Consider the following 16,412-nt stretch of genomic DNA (forward strand, 5'->3'; position numbering starts at 1 on the left):
CAGTAGGGGGGAGATCACAGACGCGCCAGGCCGTCGAAGTCGTCCTTCCAGTGGCGCAGCTGGGCGAAGGCGTCGATATCGTCGTCGATACGGTCGCCAACGTAGGCCTCGATGGCCTCGCGCAGGGCCGGCACGCGCACGCGCAGGAACGGGTTGGTGAGCTTTTCGAGGTCCATCGAGGCACTGGCCGTTGGTTCGCCATTCGATCGCTTTGCCGCGACCTCGCGGACTCGAGCGGCAATGTCGGGGTTGTCGGGTTCGGCGTGCGCGGCGAAGCGCAGGCTGTCGGTGGTGTACTCGTGGCCGCAGTAGACGGTCAAGTCTCCAGCCAGGCCGGCCAGTCGATCGAGCGAATGCAGCATCTGTGCCGCCGTGCCCTCGAACAGTCGTCCGCAACCGGCGGTGAACAGCGTGTCGCCGCAGAAGATGGTCTGCCCGCTGAGGTACGTCAGGTGGTCCTGGGTGTGGCCGGGGGTGGCCATCACGGCAAAATCACCCACGTCGGGGATCGTGAATCGATCGCCTTCGCCGACGACCGTGTCGACACCCACCCGTCGGCAACTGTCGGGTCCGTAGACGGTCATGGGAAAGCGCTGGGTCAGTTCGGCCAGGCCCTGGACGTGATCGCCATGGTGGTGCGTGATCAACGTGGCCACCGGCTTGAGGCCGCGCGCCTCGATGGCCTCGATCACCGGACCGGCCTCACCGGCATCGACGACCACCGTGGCGCGGTCATCGCCCTCGATCAGCCAGACGTAGTTGTCCGAGAGGACGGGAATGCAATGGATGGTCGGGGCGGTTACAGTGCTCATGGCGGCATCTTAACGTAGTCAGGCTGGGGCAAGGAATGCCTGTGTGCCGATTGCGGATTCACCGAGAGGTCGCCGCCTAATAGGGCAAGTCGGCAGGGATGCGACAACGATGAGGGATGTCACTTCGCCGGGCAAAGCGCCGGCGTCCGGGAGAGCGTGGGCAACGTCATCGCGGCGGCGTCTGGCTGCGCGCTGGCTGTTGCTGGCCTGGGCCGGCGCGGCGTTGCTTGCGTGGTTTGTGCCCTGGCCGGTGCTGGTCGGCGCGGGCCTCGCAGCCGGGGGGAGCGACGGGTCAGCGGCCGTCCAAAACGGCCTTGTGTTGGGTCTTGCGCTGCTGGCGCTGCTCGTGTGGCGGCAGGGTCGCGCCGGGTGGGGCTTGCTGGCGATCAGCCTGGCTGGCGCGCTGCATACCCTGGTGCCGGTGTCGACTCTCGTCGAGCAAACGCCCGTGTTCGGCGACCGGGTCGATTGCCGCCTCGAGGGGGCCGTGGTCGGTCTGGTCGATGATCGGGCCGATCGTCGTCGTTTTACCTTCTCGGTACATGCCGCCCGCGCGGCACATCCGGATGACAGGGTCGCGACCCGGGTCTGCCAGCAACTGCTCCCGAGCGGGCGACTCAAGCTCAGCGATTACACCCGGCCTCCCGAGCGAATCGAGCTGGTCGCCGGCGTCGGCTATGACCTCATCGCGCGCCTCAAGCCCCTGCGCAGTCACGCCAATCCCGGCGGATTCGATTACCGCCGCTACCTGTTTCGTCACCAGATACTCGCCACGGGCTACCTCCGCGATCGCCAGCCGATTGTCCTGGGCCGGGCGTCTGGCTGGCGGGCGCAGATCGACCGCTGGCGGGATGGCGCACGCTCACTGTTGCAGGAAAGCCTGGCCGTTGCGGAGAGGCGCACCGCAGACGGACCGTTGTCGGCCGGGGCGGCGTTGCTGCATGGGCTGGCGTTGGGTGATCGCGGCGAGTTGAGCGACCGGCAATGGGAATGGCTGCTGGCCACCGGCACCAATCATCTGCTCGCGATCTCGGGGTTGCACGTCGGCATGGTGGCGGCACTGGCGGCCTGGCTGGTACGTGTCGGGTGGGGGCGGCTGCCGATCAGCCGGGGCTGGCCAGCTCAACGAGTGGCCGCCCTGGCGGCGGTGCTCGCGGCCTGGAGCTACGCGTTGATCGCCGGGCTGTCGATCCCCACCCTGCGTGCCGCGCTGATGCTGACGGTCCTGTTGCTCGGGGTGCTGATGCAGCGCCGGTGGCGGCTGCTCGATCTGTGGCTGATTGCCTTCGTGCTGGTGATGGCGATCGATCCCTTCGCCCCATTGGACATGGGATTCTGGCTCTCGTTTGCCGCGGTGCTCCTGATCATCGTGATGATCCGCGGTCGCGCAGGGCTCTGGCGGCCCTGGGAAATGCTGCGACTGCAATGGCTGCTGACGCTCGGCTTGTTGCCCCTGACCTGGGGGCTGTTCGACCGGGTCGCCTTCGCCTCGTTGCCGGCGAACCTGCTGGCCGTCCCTCTGGTCTCCATGCTGATCACGCCGCTGGCACTGCTCACCCTGTTTGTCGCGACCCTCAGCCCCGCGGCAGCCGCGTGGCCCGCCTGGGTGATCGACGGGCTCGGCCAGGGGCTGTTTGCGGTGCTTGCGTGGCTGGTGGCAGTGTTCCCGGATTCCAATCACGCCCCGCCCGGTCCGCTCGCGCTGGCCCTGTTTGCCCTTGGTGTGCTCTGGCTGGGATTGCCACGACGGTTTCCGGGACGGGGGTTGGCGCTCCTGTTGTTGCTCCCGGCGTTGTTGGTGGGGTCATCCCGACCGTCTCCCGGGCAGTTCGAGGCCGTGGTGCTGGATGTCGGGCAGGGGGCGGCGGTGCTGCTGCGTACGGCGCGTCATGACTTGTTGTATGACGCTGGGCCTCGATTCGGGCGATTCGATACCGGTGAAGCGATCGTGTTACCGGCCCTGCGAGCGCTGGATGTCTCGCAACTCGACCGGATCGTGATCAGTCATGCCGCCATGGATCACGCCGGCGGACTCGCTTCCATCCGCGCGGCGTTTCCGCAAACCGAGGTGATCGGACCGCTGGACTCGCGGTTCGGTGCGGTGGGGCAGACCCGACCGTGCCGGCACGGTGATGAATGGATGATCGATGGTGTGCGGTTTTCCCTGTTCCGTGCACCGCGTGGATCGGCCAATGATCGCTCGTGTGTGCTGCGCGTGGCGGGGCAGTCGGGGGCGCTTCTTCTCACCGGCGATATCGAGGCCGCTGCGGAGCAATGGTTGCTTCGCCATGCCCGGTTGGACGCCGAGACCGTGCTGGTGCCACATCACGGGTCGACCAGCTCGTCGACGGCGGCCTTCGTGGCGGCGACCGGTGCCCGGCAGGTGCTGGTCAGTGCCGGCTTCCTCAATCGCTGGGGGCATCCGCGAGCGGAGGTCGTGGCCCGTTGGCGGGCGGTGGGTGCCCGCGTCTGGCGCACCGATCGGTACGGGGCGTTGCTCCTCGAGCATGGCCAAGTGCGTGCGGAGCGTTCCGGGCAGTGGCCGTTTCCCTGGCGTCGCTCAGCCTGGCTGCACTCGGCCTTGACGCCGTGATCGATCCGACTCGCCACGTGTGCCTAGAGCGGCAGGGGAATGGGGGGGATGGCATGCACTCTGCTACCCTCCCTATCAAAGGCACAATGGCCTGGCAATTGTTCGATGGCACGGGCGTTGTTGAGGCATGACCGCCATTGACGTGCAAAATCCACGTACAGTGTGTGGCTAAAGCTAGGGAGGCGGCTCAACGGACAGGGAAGCATGGCCCCGAGAGGTAAAAACGGCTCCTGATGAAATCGATCAACCTCTATTCCGAGGAGCAGATACGCGCCGCAGAGAAGTATCTCAAGGAGGCGGGTGCGGATGACATGAGCCTCGACAGTCGCAATGGCCGCAACGGCCAGCCGGAGTCGGTGCGTGCACTGAACCCGGACGAGCGGGGCATTCGTATTCTCGAGGGTGTCTATCTCGACTTCTTCGCCAAGGATCGCCTGGCCCTGATCGTGCCGGGTTTCGCCCAGCAACTACCGCTGTCCTGGGCCAAGGAAGGCATGCGCCTAGTGATCATGCGCCGCTATGCCGACGAGCAACTCGGTATCCGCCAGATTCTCGAAGGGTTGGTCGTCAAGACCACCGAGGCGCGACGCGACGACGATCCCAACCAGGCGCTGGTCCTGATCATGCACATCAATCGACAGCGCCGGTTCGAGCCGGGTGAAAATCCGGGTTGATCCATGGCCGCTTTCTCACGGTGCTGGCATGGTCGCGTCGATTGCCGACTTGTTAATTCGATTCCCCTGACCTATCCGTGAGTTCGGGGTATCGTTGCTCGAGCGTTCACGGAGTGTGAATGCCGTGGGCGAGAGGAATAACAGTGCGGAGGAATCGCCATGAGCAGTCGGGATGAGCTGATCGACAAGTACGCGGACGAGCTTCAGGAAAAATGCGGCGAGAGGCCGGATCGCGATCTGCTGGGCCGCGTGGTTGCCGGTTTGGGGCCGGCGGTCTACAACGCGGATGCCTCGGTGGTGGCGGCAAGCGATCCAAGCGAGGTCGAAAGCATCAAGACGCATTTCCTGGTCAAGAAGCTGGGCCTGACCGACGGGCCGGAGCTCGACGCGGCACTCAACCATGTGTTCGATCAGTACGGCCGTTCCAACCGGCACAAGTACCGGGCGGTCGTCTACTACCTGCTCACGCGGCACTTTGGCCGGGAGGCTGCCTACCCCTGAACGATAACGTTCGTTACTACCCCACAAACAAGAAACCCCGGCCTGCGGACAGGTCGGGGTTTCGTCGTTTCACGGCGGCCAAAAGCCGGGCGTGATCAGTCGTCCAGGCTGAGTGCCGGGTAGACGCCGTTCTCGTCGTGAACTTCACGGCCGGTCAGCGGCGGGTTGAACACGCAGATCAGGCGCATGTCCTCGCTGCCGCCGCGCAGGTAGTGCTTGTCGGCGGCCGGGTCGTTGAGAAGATACATCATGCCGTCGCGGATCGGGTAGGTGACATCGTTGTTGATGTCATGGATCTCCCCGTTGCCGCCTACGCAGTACACCGCTTCGATGTGGTTCTGGTAGTGGATGAAGGTCTCGGTGCCGGCGCGGATGATGGTGTCGCTGTAGGAAAAACCGACCTTGTCGTTGGCCAGAATCAGGCGGCGGCTGACCCAGTTGCCGCTATCCGCTTCGACTTCGCGATCGGTGCCGATGATGTCTCGGTCAAGATAACGTACGAGCATATTTGACTCCGTAACTGGTTGATGGCCCCGCCGGCAGGGCGGGGCGTCGTCGGTCGGATATCAGCCCTTGCGAGCAGCTGCGGCGGCGTCGACGGACTCGTCGAGCAGTTCGAGGCCCCGATTCAGCTCGGCCTCGCTGATGGTCAGCGGGGCAAGGAACTTGATTACCTGGTCGTCCGCACCGGCGGTCTCTGCCAGCAGACCGCGCTTGAACGCCTCCGCTGAGACCTCGTTGCAGAAGTCCTCTGCCTCGGATTGTAGACCCCAAATCATGCCCAGGCCGCGCACGTCGGAGATCAGGTCCGGGTGGCGCTCGGCGATCGCGCGGAAGCGCGCTTCGACCTTCTTGCCCTTCTCGACGACTTCCTTGGGGAACTCCTCGGTATCCCAGCGCTCCAGTGCGGCGGCGCCGGCGATGAAGGCCAGCGAGTTGCCGCGGAAGGTGCCGGTGTGCTCGCCCGGCGACCACTGGTCGATCTCCGGACGCATCAGGACGATCGCCATCGGCAGGCCGGTGCCGATCGACTTGGAGATGGTGACGATGTCCGGCTTGATGCCGGCACGCTCGAAGCTGAAGAAGGTGCCGGTACGGCCGTTGCCGACCTGGATGTCGTCGACGATCAGCAGGATGTCGAGATCCTTGCACATCTTGTCGAGCTTTTGCAGCCACTCGATCGAGGCGACGTTGATGCCGCCTTCGCCCTGGATAGTCTCGACGATGATGCCGGCCGGCAACTCGTAGCCCGAGCTGCCGTCCTCGTAGTACTGGCGCATCATGTCGATGCTGTCCATCTGGCCTTCGCCGGTCGGGTCGAAGTAGTTGTCGTAGGGCATCTTGGTGACGTTCAGCGGCACGCCGTAGAAATCGTCGTGGTAGAACTCGTTACCGGTGACGGCCAACGCGCCCAGGGTGTGACCGTGATAGGCGTTGGTGAAGGAGACGATCTTGGAGCGTTCCTTGACCTTGCGTGCCAGCTTCAGGGCCGTCTCGACGGCGTTGGTGCCGGTCGGGCCGACGAACTGAACCTTGTAGTCCATGTCACGCGGCTGAAGGATGGTTTCCTGCAGCTTCTTGATGAACAGGTACTTGGCGTCGGTCGCCTTGTCCAGCGCGTTGGTCACGCCATCGCGTTCGATGAAGTCGATCAGCGCCCGATTGACGGCCGGGTCATTGTGACCGTAGTTCAGGGAGCCAGCGCCACCGAAGAAGTCGATGAAGGCCGTGCCATCCTGATCCCACATGGTGGCATTCTTGGATTTGACGAAAATGGTCGGGAACGAGCGGATATAACCGCGCACGTTGGACTCGTATTTCTCGAACAGGTCAATGTCCATCACAGGTCCTCGTCTTGAGCGTGAAAAGTGAAATAGATAATAGGCGCACGATGGGTCGCCGGCCACTTGGAATATGGCCGGCGGCGGCGTGGATCAGAGATCGATGACGTAGAGATCTTCCGGCTGGTGGCCCTCGCCGAGCAGCTCGCTGGAGAGGTAGGGCTCGTTGCGGATCGAGCAACCCATCTTCTCCGCCCAGCGGGTGAACAGGGCCTGGGAGGCCGGGTTGTCCGGGGCGATGGTCAGTTCGATGCGCTTGATGTCGCTGAACCAGTCGCGCTCCTGGAGTGCGCTCAGCAGGCGGGAGGCGACGCCCTGGCCGCGTGCCGAGGCATCGACGCCAATCTGCCAGACAAACAGCGAGTCGGGGTTGTCCGGCAAGCGGTAGGCCGTGACGAAACCGACGAGGTCGTCACCGTTTTCCGCAATGGCGCAGGTCGAGCGGAAGTGGTCCGCAAGCAGGAAGTAGAGGTAGGCCGAGTTGAGGTCGAGCGTTCCCGCTCGCTGGATCAGTTGGTGAATCCGACCCCCATCCTCGAGGCGCGGTTCACGAAAATGAATCGTCATGCTTTTTTGCCTGCCCGCGTTCAGTTTCCAGCCGCGTTCAGGTCCGTATAAATGAGCGCCCATTATAGGGCATGAGGCGCAAAGCTCAACCGTGCACCCCGGTCGATTCGGCCTGTTTATCACGCTGTAATGGCGCTGTCATGCGGTTTTCGGTGCCTATTCCTCGCCCGGAGATGGCTCGCGGAGGCCAAGGCTGTCGGTGGTGACGATATTGAGCCCGGCGAGTCTCATGGACGGCATGCCGGGGCCATCTGGGGGCCGAGCGTTCGTGACATGCGCGTCATTTTCCCGAACGCGGAGGGGGGGCTATTGCGTCCGCTGCGGCGGGTGGCGGTGGAAGGTCAGTGGCGCGTCGCCGGAGGGCAGGTGGGCGATATCGGCCAGGGTGTAGCGGTCGAGCACCGCCCAGAAGGCCTCCAATGCCTCGCCGAGGATCGGTGCCAGCCGACAACTCGTCGTGATCCGGCAATCGCTGGCCTCTCCGAAGCACTCGACCAGCTCCCAATGGCCTTCCATGTCGCGGGCGACCGCTCCCAGCGAGATGGACGACTCGGGGCAGGCCAGCGCCAGTCCGCCGCCCTTGCCGCGCCGCGCCTTGACGTAGCCGCGCGCGGCCAGCGTGTTGGCCACCTTCATCAGGTGGTTGTAGGAGATGTCGAAGTAATCGGCGATCTCACGGATCTTCGGCAGGGCTGTCGTTGCCGTGACTCCTTCCGTGGTGGCCTCCATCGCGGTGTTCCTGGCGGCATGGTCGGCCAGATACATCAGGAGGCGAAAGGCGAAATCGGTCTGCTGGTTGAGCTGCATGGCGTCCGTTCCCAGGGTGGGTCAAGGGTTTGTAATATGCGCTCAGTATGCATATTCTGGTCGACCAACACCAGCCCCGCGGGAGGGACCCGATGCAACGTCACGAAAGCCTGCAACCTCTGTCACGCGAGCACCATCAGACCCTCCAGATCGCGCGGCGATTGCAGTCGGGCGAGCCGGATGCCGACTTGCGCCAGGATCTGTCCGCTCACCGTGCGGACCTCAAGGCGCATTTCGCCGCCGAGGAGTCCATCGGACGTCAGGCGCTGATGCAATGCCCGGACGACACGATTCTGGCCGAACTGCTAGATCGCATGCAACGCGAACACCGCCAGATCGAAAAGCTACTCGTCGAGATGCTCGACGAGGCCGGCGGTTCGGCCACCGGCCGTCGCCTGGGTGAGTTGCTGGTGGCCCACGTACGGTTCGAAGAACGCGAGTTGTTCAACCGGTTGCAGGAAGGCTGTCTGGCGGGCCAGGCGGGAGAGCCGGCATGAGCGATTGGCGTCACTGGCCCCTGCTCTCAATCGGGTTTCGGCCCTGGTTTCTGTTGATGCTGGGTTTCGCCACCCTGGCGACGGCCCTCTGGGCCGGCGTCTGGATCGTTGGCGGCTGGGGCGCGGCCATGCAGGGGGCATTCGACGGGGGGCAGCTGGACTGGCGTTGGCATGCCCATGAGATGACCTTTGGCGTCGGCGTGGCCCTGGTTGCCGGCTTTCTGACCACCGCGGCGCAGAACTGGACCGGCCGTCGCGCCTGGCACCCGGGCGGGCTGTTGGTGGTGCTGGGGATATGGCTCGCCGCACGACTGGCGTTTCTCGGTGTCGGCGCCAATCCGTTCTGGCCGTATCTCCTTTCGATTGCCGCCGAGCTGGGCATCCTGTTTGTCGTCGCCCGGCTGATCCTGCTCTCCCGGCAGTGGCACAACCTGCTGTTCGTGCTCGCGCTGAGCGAGATCGTGCTGGCGGATGCGCTGTTCGCCCTGCAACGGCATGACGGCGGGTTGTCTGGCATTCACGGTTGGTTGGGGCTGTTGCCGATCGTCGCGATGCTGTTGTTCATCGCCCAACGGGTGGTGCCGCCGTTTTCGGCCAACCGGCTGGGCATACCTCCCAGGCGCACCGGGCGTTACGTGGCGGGCATTATGGGAGGCGGGCCACTGCTGATGTTCGTCGCCTTGCTTGCCGCGCCGATGTGGCCCGACGTGCTGCGACTGGTCACGGCGGCGATTGGCGCCGTGGTTGCCGTCACCGGCGGCTATGCCTTGACTCGCTGGTGGCACCGAAAGGTATTCGGCGAGCCGATGCTGTGGCTGCTGTTTTTGGGCGTGTCGGTGGTGCTTTTCGGACTGGCATGGATGGCGGCGGTCTTGATTGGTCTGCCGGTCGGCGGGCTGGATGGGCCGGTGCATGCCCTGGGTCTCGGCATGCTGGCAGTGATGGCGATGGGCATGATGACGCGGGTCAGTGCGGGACACACGGGGCGGCCGATCCAGCTGCCCAGGTGGCTGCGGCCGGTAGTGGTGTTGATGTTGGTCGTGGTGGCCAGTCGATTGCTGTTGCCGATCTGGCCGGGCCTCGAGCCGCTCTGGCTTGCGATCACGGCCGGCGGGCTGGCCCTGGTCTATCTGGCCATGCTGCTGGTGATCGGCCCATGGCTAACGACCGCGCGTGTTGATGCCCGCCCGCCGGTGAAGCCCCGACAGCCGTGAGGCAGATTGCCTAAATGACTTTCGAGAAGCGCTGACCATCGAGGCTGCCGTGGTACTCGTCGAAGGCCATGCAGACGTTGCGGATCAGCAGGCGGCCGCGCGGTTGGACCTCGATCGAGTCGGGCGTGATGGTGACCAGTTCGTCGCGGGCCATGTCGGCCAGCTCGTCCAGTGCATCGGCAAAGTGACTGGCGAAGTCGATCTCGAAGCGCTGCTCCACGTCATGGATCGAAAGCCGGAAGTGGCAGATCAGCTCGGTGATCACGTGCCGACGCAGGACGTCCTCCTCGGTGATCACCACGCCCTTCTCGATCGGTAGTCGGCCGGCCGCCACCGCCTCGTGGTAGCGGTCGAGTTCCTTGACGTTCTGGCTGAACGCCCCGCCCACCTGGCTGATCGAGGAGGCGCCCATCGCCACCATGTCGCATTCGGCGTGGGTGGAATAACCCTGGAAGTTACGTTGCAACGTGCCCTCGGCCTGGGCGATGGCCAACGGGTCGTCCGGCTTGGCGAAATGGTCCATGCCGATCAGCACGTAGCCGGCCTGCTGCAGGTAGCCGATGGTCGAGCCGAGGATGTCGAGCTTTTCCGCCGGGCTGGGCAGGTCGTCGCCCACGATCCGTCGCTGCGGCTTGAAGCGCTGCGGCAGGTGGGCGTAGTTGAAGATCGACAGCCGGTCGGGGTCGAGTTCGATCACCCGGTCGAGGGTCTGCATGAAGCGATCGCGTGTCTGAAAGGGCAGGCCGTAGATCAGGTCGATGCTCACGCCATGGAAGCCTTCCTCGCGGGCGGTGTCGACTACCTCTTTGGTCTCGTCGAAGCTCTGGATGCGGTTGACCGCCTTCTGTACCTTCGCGTCGAAATCCTGCACCCCGAGGCTGATGCGGTTGAAGCCGATCTCGCGCAGCAGGCGGATGGTGGCCGCATCGGCCTCGCGCGGGTCGATCTCGATCGAGTATTCGCCGCTGTCGTCGGTCTTCAGCGCGAAGTGCTCGCCGGTCTTGCCCATCAGCTCGCGCATCTCGTCGTGCGAGAGAAAGGTGGGCGTGCCGCCGCCCCAATGGAGCTGATCGACCGGCCGGCCGTCGTCGAATAGTGCTGCCTGCAGCGCCATCTCGCGATAGACGTCGTCGAGGTAGGGGCGCGCCTTGGCGCGGTCCTTGGTGACCACCTTGTTGCAGGCGCAGTAATAGCAGACCGTGTCGCAGAACGGGATGTGCACGTATAGCGACAGCGGCCCGCCAGTGGCGTTGGAGCGCGCCGCGGCCTCGCGGTAGTCGTCTTGCCCGAACCCGTCGTGGAACTGCACGGCGGTGGGGTAGGAGGTGTACCGCGGCCCGCTGGTGTCGTAGCGGCGGATCAAGTCGGCGTCGAAGGGGATGGCAATCTGGCTCATGGGCGGCAGTCGGCGGTTGATTGGACGGATGTCATCGAAACGGCAAGTTTAGCGCCACCCGCATCGCGTCGTCCTCCGAGTAGAATGCTGGGGAATTGAGGAAACGCGGTAACCACCGAGAATGCCGGCCGGACTTTCTTCACGGCCGCCGACTGGCTATCCTCCGCAATCTTCCGCCCCGGCCGCCAAGGTTGCCAGATGGGTGTTTGGGTGCGGGGCAGGATGGACACGGGAGACGGGCATGATCGGCGAGTTGCTGCAGTGGCTGGATTACTTCGGGACGGCGGTTTTCGCCGTCAGCGGCGCCCTGGTGGCCGATCGCAAGCGCATGGACCTGATGGGGTTTCTCATCCTGGCGACGGTCACTGGCATCGGTGGCGGCACGTTGCGGGATCTTTTGCTCGATCGGCCGGTCTTCTGGCTGACCCAGTGGGAGTACCTGGTGATTGCCGCGGCGACGGCGATCGTGACCTTCTACGTCAGCAAGCCGTTTCACCAGCGGGCCAATTGGCTGCCCTGGGCCGATGCCGTCGGGCTGGCGGCCTTTTGCGTGATCGGTACCCAGATCGCGCTGTCGATGGATGCCAATCCGATGATCGCGGTGATGATGGGCATCATGACCGCCGCCTTCGGCGGATTGATACGCGACGTGCTCGCCGGCGAGCCGCCGTTGCTGTTGCACCGTGAGATCTACGCCTCGGCCGCGTTGGCCGGGGGGATCGTCTATGTTCTGTTCGCCCATTGGCTGGACTGGTCGATTGCCGCGGTGATCCTCGGCTTCGCCGTTACCCTGATGGTGCGCGGTCTGGGTATTCGCTATCACTGGCACCTGCCGTCGGCAAACCGCTGAGGGCCGGGCCGGATTCACAACACGCTTCACGAATCACGAGTGCTTCATGAGCAACGCCGTCGAAAGCAACGCCGTCGAAATCTACGAGCTCGAGAAGACCTACGAAGGGGGCACCCGTGCCCTCAAGGGCATCGAGCTTGCCATCGCCGAGGGCGACTTTTTCGCCCTGCTGGGCCCCAACGGGGCGGGGAAGTCGACCACCATCGGCATCCTCTGTTCGCTGGTCAACAAGACTGCCGGCAGCGTGCGGGTCTTCGGCCACGATCTCGATCGCGATCGCGCCTGGGTGAAGGCCCAGATCGGCGTGGTGCCGCAGGAATTCAACTTCAACCAGTTCGAGCCGGTCGAGGAAGTCGTCATCAACCAGGGCGGCTTCTACGGCATGACCCGCAAGGCGGCGAAGAAGCGCGCCCACGAGCTGTTGAAGCAGTTGGGGCTGTATGACAAGCGGGAGGGCATGGCCCGGGCGCTGTCGGGCGGCATGAAACGGCGGCTGATGATCGCCCGCGCCCTGGTGCACGACCCGCGGATGCTGATCCTCGACGAGCCCACCGCCGGGGTCGACATCGAGCTGCGCCGCGGCATGTGGGACTTTCTCACCCAGATCAACAAGCAGGGCACCACCATCATCCTGACCACGCACTACCTCGAGGAAGCCGAGGCCCTGTGCCGCAACATCGCGATCATCAACGAGGGGCGCATCGTCGAACACAACTCGATGCGCAACCTGCTGGCCAAGCTCTCGCAGGAGACCTTCGTCCTCTATGCCCGCGAACCGGTGGAATCCCTGCCGGAGATGCCGGTGGTCGGTTCGCGCCTGATCGACGACGAGACCATCGAGGTCGATCTGAACCGCGACCAGGAGCTGACCGGGGTGTTCGACGTGCTGCGCGGCCACGGCATCGTGATCGAGCGCATGAAGAACAAGACCAGCCGTCTCGAGGAGCTGTTCCTGCGCCTAGTGCAGGATGACGATGCCGCCATCAATGCCGAGGAACGTTCATGAGTATCCGTTCGCAGAGCGATGCATTCGATCACCAGGGACCGGGCGAGAAGGCGGTCGGCCTGACGCCGCGGGGCGCGTGGAATGCCTTCCTGATGCTGTTGACCCGAGAGATCCTGCGCTTCGGCCGGATCTGGGTGCAGACCGTGCTGCCGCCGATGATCATGACCGCGCTGTACTTCGTGGTGTTCGGCCACCTGATCGGCCCGCGCATCGGTGAGATCGACGGGGTGCCCTACATCCAGTACCTGGTGCCGGGCCTGATCCTGATGTCGGTGATCACGCAGAGCTACGCCAACTCGGTGTCCTCGTTCTTCGGCGCGAAATTCGCCCGGCACGTCGAGGAGCTGCTGGTCTCGCCCATGCCCAATTGGCTGATCATCGTCGGCTACGTTGCCGGCGGGGTGGCACGCGGTCTTACGGTGGGCGCGGCGGTCACTATCGTGGCGCTGCTGTTCGCCGAGCTCTCGGTCCACAGCGTGCTGAACCTGTTTGGCGTGGCGTTGATGACCTCGATTCTGTTCGCCCTGGGTGGGCTGATCAACGCGGTCTACGCCACGCACTTCGACCACATCTCGATCGTGCCGACCTTCGTGCTCACGCCCCTGACCTATCTCGGCGGGGTGTTCTACTCGATCAACATGCTCTCGGAGTTCTGGCAGCAGGCCTCGCTCTACAACCCGATCCTCTACATCATCAATGGCTTTCGCTACGCGATGCTCGGCATCAGTGATGTGCCCATTTGGAGCACCTACGCCATCCTCGCCGTCGGCATCCTGATCGCCTACTTTTACCTGCTGCGGTTGTTCAACAAGGGTATTGGTCTGCGGGGTTGACGCAGCTGCGTCGACAGCCCATGCCTCGGAGAGGGGCGGGGTAATCCAGCGCCAATGTCGTTCCTGCGCAGTGGCGAATTCCAGCACGGCGGGCACTATCGTCATTCCCGCGGAAGCGGGAATCCATCGATCGGAGCCGCGTTATGTACGGTCGGCAGCAGCGCATGAGAGGTCCACGGTGCGCCTACGGCAAGGAGATGGCCGTATTGGCTTCGTCGGACATTTTTATGGATTCCCGCTTTCGCGGGAATGACGGCGTGGTGGCGGATAGGGCTCGCGGCTACGGACCCATTGTTCCGTCCAACCGCTAAGTTCACCTGGCCTCAGTGCTCCCCCTGCATCGTCATTCCCGCGGACGCGGGAATCCACCGAGCGGAGCCACGGTAAGTTCGGTTGGCAACTGCGAAGGAGAGGTCGGCGGCGCGCCTGCTGGAAGGAGATGGGCGTATGGGCTTCGTACAAATATTTTATGGATTCCCGCGTCCGCGGGAATGACGGTTGCTGGGTACGCGTCAAGGCGGAAAGACCGTTTGCCGGCCCGTTTTCAGAGCACCGGGGCAGTGCGCCTGGGGCAGAGCGCCCGGCTCAATCCTTACCCAAACGTCCCTCGATCGTGTCAGCAAGCACCCGAGCATGGTTATGCTCACGGTCCTTGGCGGCATAAAGCAGGGTAACGGGTCGCTTGGCGGCAAGCTCGGCTAGGCGATCGACTTCTTCGTTGCCTTCCAACTCTTGCCGATAGCGTTCGGCGAACGCGGCAAACCGTTCCGGATCATGCCCGAACCAGCGTCGCAGCGAGCCTGACGGGGCGACCGTCTTGAGCCACTCGTCGTGGACGAGATCCTGCTTTTTTACACCGCGCGGCCAGAGTCGGTCGACCAGCACCCGGTAGCCATCGCCGCGCTCGACCGGGTCGTAGACCCGTTTCGTGTCCAGGCGGCCCATCGCTTCATCACTTGGGGCCGAACAGCCACCAGAGGATCAGGCCGATGATCGGCAGGAACAGGATGATCACGATCCACAGTGCTTTCATGCCGACCGAGGCCGAGCTTTGAACGACCTTGATGATCGCGTAAATATCCAGGAACAGGATGATCAGGCCTAGCAGGCCGCCGAAGGTGGTTTCCAACATGGTTTTCTCCTTGCGATTGGTGACGTGCGGGTGCTTACAGTGCGCCGGCGCGGCGCTTCTCCAAGTAACGTTGATGGTAGTCCTCGGCGGGCCAGAATGCCGAGGCTGGTGCGATCTCGGTGACGATCGGGCGTGCCAACGAGGCCTGGTGCTCGTCGCGCACCCGTTCGGCTATCTCGCGTTGTTTTTCGCCATGCGTGAAGATCGCCGAGCGATACTGGGTGCCTACATCCGGGCCCTGTCGATTGGGCGTGGTGGGGTCGTGCATCGAGAAGAACGCCCGGGTGAGCGTTTCGAAGTCGATCCGGTCGGGATCGAAGCGCACCTCGACCGCCTCGGCGTGCCCGGTGGTGCCGCTGCAGACCTCGCGGTAGCCCGGGTGATCGACCTGCCCGCCGGAATACCCCGAGATCACGTCGATCACACCGGGTAACTGGCGAAAGCGATCTTCAACGCCCCAGAAGCAGCCCGCGGCAAAGGTAGCGACGTCGGTGTCCTCAATCACGATCGGGCCTCCGGTTTGTTTACCATCCAGTGACAATAGCCCATCCGCCGTCGATTCGAGCCAACCGTGGAGAACGCCTCGTGACCAACGCCGATAACGGCACTGCTCATCCCCTGTCCTTCGCCTCGCTCGCGGACTGCCTCAATTGGATCGAGCCGCGCCTGCTCGATGCCCACCAGCGCCATTTGGGGCACGAGGAAGAAGAGGCCATGCCCTGGTGGCCAGCGGGCTACGCCAGGGACGCCGAGGGTCGTGCCTTCGAAATCGCCGTCGGTGCCGTGCTCACGCAGAACACCAACTGGAAGAATGTCGAGAAGGCGCTGGCGAATCTGCACGCGGCCGAGGCGCTGGGCGCCACTCGCATCCTGAATCTCGACGATGAGACGCTGGCCGAACTGATCCGCCCCTCCGGCTTTTACCGCATCAAGACCCGTCGACTGCGGGCCATGACCACGGCCTGGCATGGGGCGGGTGGACTTCATGGCTTGCAGGAGCACCCGACGCCGGGATTGCGCGACTGGCTGCTCGGCATCCACGGCGTGGGCCATGAAACCGCCGACGATATCCTGCTCTACGCCCTCGAGCGCCCCGTCTGGGTGATCGACACCTACACCCGCCGCCTGTTCCACCGGCTCGGCTTCCCCGAAACCGCCGCGCGTAAATACGACCAGCTGGCCGATGACCTGCTGACCGATACCCATGAGCCCTCCGCCGCACGACTTGCCGGCTGGCACGGCCTGATCGTCGAGCATGCCAAGGCGCATTGCCGGGCCAAACCGGCCTGTGGTGGGTGCCCGTTGCGTGAGCGGTGTGCTCATGGGAAAGGAATGGATCCGGGCGGATGACTGCCTGCGGCTCGGCTCAACCGAGCCGCCTTGGTGCCGTCGTGGGACGCAGGTGGTGCACGCGGTGTTTGGTGCTGTCCTTGAGGCTCCTGGATTCCCGCCTCCGCGGGAATGACGATGTGGGGGCCTCGTTAAGTGAGAGGCGGCAGAGATCAGGCGCCCCTGCAATCAGGATGCCCCGTTATTCCGGCTAAAACCCAGCTTCAACGGCTCCTGCCCTGCCGAGGAATCGGAACCTTCACCAGCAGTCACCACCCTGTCATTCCCGCGAAGCCTGCCCCGCGGAGGCGGTAATTCAGCGAACGAAGCCACCCACCCGTCATTCCGGCGCAAGCGGGA

At 64.2% G+C, this 16,412-nt stretch carries 18 protein-coding genes; 9 read left to right on the forward strand and 9 right to left on the reverse strand.

Annotation, left to right across the window (positions count from 1 at the left end; translation table 11 throughout):
- Positions 1-14: 14 nt before the first annotated feature.
- Positions 15-812, reverse strand: coding sequence for a hydroxyacylglutathione hydrolase (gloB, locus tag ABGV18_RS06695; protein WP_396585362.1), 798 nt, complete (start codon positions 810-812; stop codon positions 15-17).
- A 316-nt stretch (positions 813-1,128) separates the two neighbouring features.
- Here gloB and ABGV18_RS06700 point away from each other — a divergent pair, with 316 nt between their 5' ends.
- The 3 genes from ABGV18_RS06700 to ABGV18_RS06710 all read left to right on the forward strand — a co-directional run bounded on the left by ABGV18_RS06700 (position 1,129) and on the right by ABGV18_RS06710 (position 4,580).
- Positions 1,129-3,405, forward strand: coding sequence for a DNA internalization-related competence protein ComEC/Rec2 (locus ABGV18_RS06700; protein WP_396585363.1), 2,277 nt, complete (start codon positions 1,129-1,131; stop codon positions 3,403-3,405).
- A gap of 233 nt (positions 3,406-3,638) precedes the next feature.
- Positions 3,639-4,079: a hypothetical protein gene (locus tag ABGV18_RS06705; RefSeq protein WP_396585364.1), complete on the forward strand. Its 441-nt coding sequence runs from the start codon at positions 3,639-3,641 to the stop codon at positions 4,077-4,079.
- Positions 4,080-4,238: 159 nt separating this feature from the next.
- Positions 4,239-4,580 carry a DUF2853 family protein gene (locus tag ABGV18_RS06710; protein WP_396585365.1) on the forward strand — a complete coding sequence of 114 codons (342 nt, stop codon included), beginning with the start codon at positions 4,239-4,241 and terminating at the stop codon, positions 4,578-4,580.
- Between the two features lie 95 nt (positions 4,581-4,675).
- On the opposite strand, the gene ABGV18_RS06715 is transcribed toward ABGV18_RS06710, so the two are convergent.
- The 4 genes from ABGV18_RS06715 to ABGV18_RS06730 all read right to left on the reverse strand — a co-directional run bounded on the left by ABGV18_RS06715 (position 4,676) and on the right by ABGV18_RS06730 (position 7,795).
- On the reverse strand, positions 4,676-5,086 hold the full coding sequence (locus tag ABGV18_RS06715) for an ectoine synthase (protein WP_396585366.1): 411 nt from the start codon (positions 5,084-5,086) through the stop codon (positions 4,676-4,678).
- Between the two features lie 60 nt (positions 5,087-5,146).
- The gene (ectB, locus tag ABGV18_RS06720; RefSeq protein ID WP_396585367.1) at positions 5,147-6,421 is read right to left on the reverse strand and encodes a diaminobutyrate--2-oxoglutarate transaminase; all 1,275 of its coding nucleotides are present in this window, start codon (positions 6,419-6,421) and stop codon (positions 5,147-5,149) included.
- Between the two features lie 93 nt (positions 6,422-6,514).
- Entirely contained in the window at positions 6,515-6,988 is a 474-nt protein-coding gene (gene ectA / locus ABGV18_RS06725; protein ID WP_396585368.1) for a diaminobutyrate acetyltransferase, read from the reverse strand.
- 306 nt (positions 6,989-7,294) lie between these two features.
- The gene (locus tag ABGV18_RS06730; RefSeq protein ID WP_396581011.1) at positions 7,295-7,795 is read right to left on the reverse strand and encodes an RrF2 family transcriptional regulator; all 501 of its coding nucleotides are present in this window, start codon (positions 7,793-7,795) and stop codon (positions 7,295-7,297) included.
- A gap of 92 nt (positions 7,796-7,887) precedes the next feature.
- Between ABGV18_RS06730 and ABGV18_RS06735 the strand changes: the two genes are divergently transcribed.
- Both ABGV18_RS06735 and ABGV18_RS06740 read left to right on the forward strand, forming a co-directional pair.
- Positions 7,888-8,292 (forward strand): hemerythrin domain-containing protein, encoded by a 405-nt coding sequence (locus tag ABGV18_RS06735; protein ID WP_396585369.1) that lies wholly within the window; start codon positions 7,888-7,890, stop codon positions 8,290-8,292.
- On the forward strand, positions 8,289-9,506 hold the full coding sequence (locus ABGV18_RS06740) for an NnrS family protein (protein WP_396585370.1): 1,218 nt from the start codon (positions 8,289-8,291) through the stop codon (positions 9,504-9,506). Before ABGV18_RS06735 ends, ABGV18_RS06740 begins: the two co-directional genes overlap by 4 nt.
- 10 nt (positions 9,507-9,516) lie before the next feature.
- Here the strand turns inward: ABGV18_RS06740 and hemN are convergent, their stop codons facing one another.
- The gene (hemN, locus tag ABGV18_RS06745; protein WP_396585371.1) at positions 9,517-10,902 is read right to left on the reverse strand and encodes an oxygen-independent coproporphyrinogen III oxidase; all 1,386 of its coding nucleotides are present in this window, start codon (positions 10,900-10,902) and stop codon (positions 9,517-9,519) included.
- 241 nt (positions 10,903-11,143) lie between these two features.
- Here hemN and ABGV18_RS06750 point away from each other — a divergent pair, with 241 nt between their 5' ends.
- The 3 genes from ABGV18_RS06750 to ABGV18_RS06760 all read left to right on the forward strand — a co-directional run bounded on the left by ABGV18_RS06750 (position 11,144) and on the right by ABGV18_RS06760 (position 13,591).
- Positions 11,144-11,752 carry a TRIC cation channel family protein gene (locus ABGV18_RS06750; RefSeq protein WP_396585372.1) on the forward strand — a complete coding sequence of 203 codons (609 nt, stop codon included), beginning with the start codon at positions 11,144-11,146 and terminating at the stop codon, positions 11,750-11,752.
- A 46-nt stretch (positions 11,753-11,798) separates the two neighbouring features.
- A complete protein-coding gene (locus ABGV18_RS06755; RefSeq protein ID WP_396585373.1) occupies positions 11,799-12,758 on the forward strand; it encodes an ATP-binding cassette domain-containing protein in 960 nt (319 codons plus the stop codon).
- 92 nt (positions 12,759-12,850) lie between these two features.
- Positions 12,851-13,591 (forward strand): ABC transporter permease, encoded by a 741-nt coding sequence (locus ABGV18_RS06760; protein ID WP_396581161.1) that lies wholly within the window; start codon positions 12,851-12,853, stop codon positions 13,589-13,591.
- Between the two features lie 585 nt (positions 13,592-14,176).
- On the opposite strand, the gene ABGV18_RS06765 is transcribed toward ABGV18_RS06760, so the two are convergent.
- The 3 genes from ABGV18_RS06765 to msrA are packed head-to-tail and all read right to left on the reverse strand — an operon-like array spanning position 14,177 to position 15,228.
- A complete protein-coding gene (locus tag ABGV18_RS06765) occupies positions 14,177-14,536 on the reverse strand; it encodes a DUF488 domain-containing protein (protein WP_396581005.1) in 360 nt (119 codons plus the stop codon).
- Positions 14,537-14,543: 7 nt separating this feature from the next.
- The gene (locus ABGV18_RS06770; protein ID WP_396581004.1) at positions 14,544-14,723 is read right to left on the reverse strand and encodes a PLD nuclease N-terminal domain-containing protein; all 180 of its coding nucleotides are present in this window, start codon (positions 14,721-14,723) and stop codon (positions 14,544-14,546) included.
- 34 nt (positions 14,724-14,757) lie between these two features.
- Positions 14,758-15,228 carry a peptide-methionine (S)-S-oxide reductase MsrA gene (gene msrA, locus ABGV18_RS06775; RefSeq protein ID WP_396581003.1) on the reverse strand — a complete coding sequence of 157 codons (471 nt, stop codon included), beginning with the start codon at positions 15,226-15,228 and terminating at the stop codon, positions 14,758-14,760.
- Positions 15,229-15,437: 209 nt separating this feature from the next.
- Here msrA and ABGV18_RS06780 point away from each other — a divergent pair, with 209 nt between their 5' ends.
- A complete protein-coding gene (locus tag ABGV18_RS06780; protein WP_396585414.1) occupies positions 15,438-16,073 on the forward strand; it encodes an endonuclease III domain-containing protein in 636 nt (211 codons plus the stop codon).
- The last annotated feature ends 339 nt before the right edge of the window (positions 16,074-16,412 follow it).

It is taken from the genome of Guyparkeria halopsychrophila (genome assembly GCF_044582135.1).
Lineage (GTDB): Bacteria > Pseudomonadota > Gammaproteobacteria > Halothiobacillales > Halothiobacillaceae > Guyparkeria.

Bases quoted from the DNA above. Each gene is read 5' to 3' on its own strand.
- ectB (WP_396585367.1), bottom strand. From the start codon at position 6,421: ATGGACATTGACCTGTTCGAGAAATACGAGTCCAACGTGCGCGGTTAT.
- gloB (WP_396585362.1), bottom strand. From the start codon at position 812: ATGAGCACTGTAACCGCCCCGACCATCCATTGCATTCCCGTCCTCTCG.
- ABGV18_RS06715 (WP_396585366.1), bottom strand. From the start codon at position 5,086: ATGCTCGTACGTTATCTTGACCGAGACATCATCGGCACCGATCGCGAA.
- ABGV18_RS06760 (WP_396581161.1), top strand. From the start codon at position 12,851: ATGCTGTTGACCCGAGAGATCCTGCGCTTCGGCCGGATCTGGGTGCAG.
- ABGV18_RS06750 (WP_396585372.1), top strand. From the start codon at position 11,144: ATGATCGGCGAGTTGCTGCAGTGGCTGGATTACTTCGGGACGGCGGTT.
- ABGV18_RS06710 (WP_396585365.1), top strand. From the start codon at position 4,239: ATGAGCAGTCGGGATGAGCTGATCGACAAGTACGCGGACGAGCTTCAG.
- ABGV18_RS06765 (WP_396581005.1), bottom strand. From the start codon at position 14,536: ATGGGCCGCCTGGACACGAAACGGGTCTACGACCCGGTCGAGCGCGGC.
- ectA (WP_396585368.1), bottom strand. From the start codon at position 6,988: ATGACGATTCATTTTCGTGAACCGCGCCTCGAGGATGGGGGTCGGATT.
- ABGV18_RS06730 (WP_396581011.1), bottom strand. From the start codon at position 7,795: ATGCAGCTCAACCAGCAGACCGATTTCGCCTTTCGCCTCCTGATGTAT.
- ABGV18_RS06705 (WP_396585364.1), top strand. From the start codon at position 3,639: ATGAAATCGATCAACCTCTATTCCGAGGAGCAGATACGCGCCGCAGAG.
- ABGV18_RS06755 (WP_396585373.1), top strand. From the start codon at position 11,799: ATGAGCAACGCCGTCGAAAGCAACGCCGTCGAAATCTACGAGCTCGAG.
- hemN (WP_396585371.1), bottom strand. From the start codon at position 10,902: ATGAGCCAGATTGCCATCCCCTTCGACGCCGACTTGATCCGCCGCTAC.
- ABGV18_RS06735 (WP_396585369.1), top strand. From the start codon at position 7,888: ATGCAACGTCACGAAAGCCTGCAACCTCTGTCACGCGAGCACCATCAG.
- ABGV18_RS06770 (WP_396581004.1), bottom strand. From the start codon at position 14,723: ATGTTGGAAACCACCTTCGGCGGCCTGCTAGGCCTGATCATCCTGTTC.
- ABGV18_RS06780 (WP_396585414.1), top strand. From the start codon at position 15,438: ATGCCCTGGTGGCCAGCGGGCTACGCCAGGGACGCCGAGGGTCGTGCC.
- ABGV18_RS06740 (WP_396585370.1), top strand. From the start codon at position 8,289: ATGAGCGATTGGCGTCACTGGCCCCTGCTCTCAATCGGGTTTCGGCCC.